This is a genomic window from Oleiphilus sp. HI0066, from assembly GCF_001635725.1.
This window is the reverse complement of sequence record NZ_LWFH01000187.1, coordinates 1-894: the sequence shown is the minus strand read 5'-3', so window position 1 is coordinate 894 and position 894 is coordinate 1. Positions and strand designations below refer to the sequence as shown.

Sequence of the window (894 nt, the reverse complement as noted above, 5' to 3'; positions counted from 1 at the left end):
TCGAAATCGTGAAGAGATTTCAGCACGCACGGGTTGCTCGATTGAAATTATTCAGATTGCTTCGCGCACGAAGAAAGACAATTGTGATTTGACAGGTATCGACTTTACAACGGATTTGAACGCTGTTGTAACAAACCCCGAAGTAGATGTTGTGCTTGAGTTGATTGGCGGCTACAGCCCTGCAAAAGAGTTAGTAGAGACGGCTCTTCAGGCAGGTAAGCACGTTGTAACGGCTAACAAGGCTTTGATTGCAGAGCACGGCAATGAACTATTTGCTTTGGCTAATTCTGCGGGAGTTAGTCTTTGTTACGAAGCGAGCGTTGCAGGTGGTATCCCGATTATTAAATCGGTACGCGAAGGCTTGGCGGCCAATGATATTTCAAGTGTTGCAGGTATTATCAACGGTACCGGTAATTTTATTCTTACTGAAATGCGCGATAAAGGTCGAGACTTCGAGGACGTTTTGAAAGAGGCTCAGGCTCTTGGATATGCTGAAGCAGATCCAACGTTCGATGTCGAAGGAATTGACGCGGCTCATAAGCTTGTTCTTCTGGCATCAGCGGCTTTTGGTATCACTCTTCAATTTAAAAAAGCGTTTACCGAGGGGATTAGTAAGGTTTCTACAGATGACGTTAATTATGCTGAGGAACTTGGTTATACGATCAAACACCTTGGGATCGCTAAGAAACGCGGAGATGGCGTCGAACTTCGCGTTCACCCGACGTTAATTTCTAAGTCTGCGTTGATATCAAAGGTCGACGGCGTAATGAATGCTGTAGTTGTTACGGGTGATGCAGTTGGTGACACACTTTACTATGGGGCAGGGGCTGGATCAGAAGCAACAGCTTCAGCAGTGATAGCTGATGTAGTAGATGTGGCGCGTGCTTTAGTTGC

1 protein-coding gene is annotated in these 894 nt (G+C 46.0%); it reads left to right on the top strand.

What is annotated here, in order from left to right; all coding sequences use genetic code 11:
* A partial coding sequence (locus A3738_RS03010) for a homoserine dehydrogenase (RefSeq protein WP_068763344.1) occupies positions 1–894 on the top strand: 894 nt, incomplete at both ends.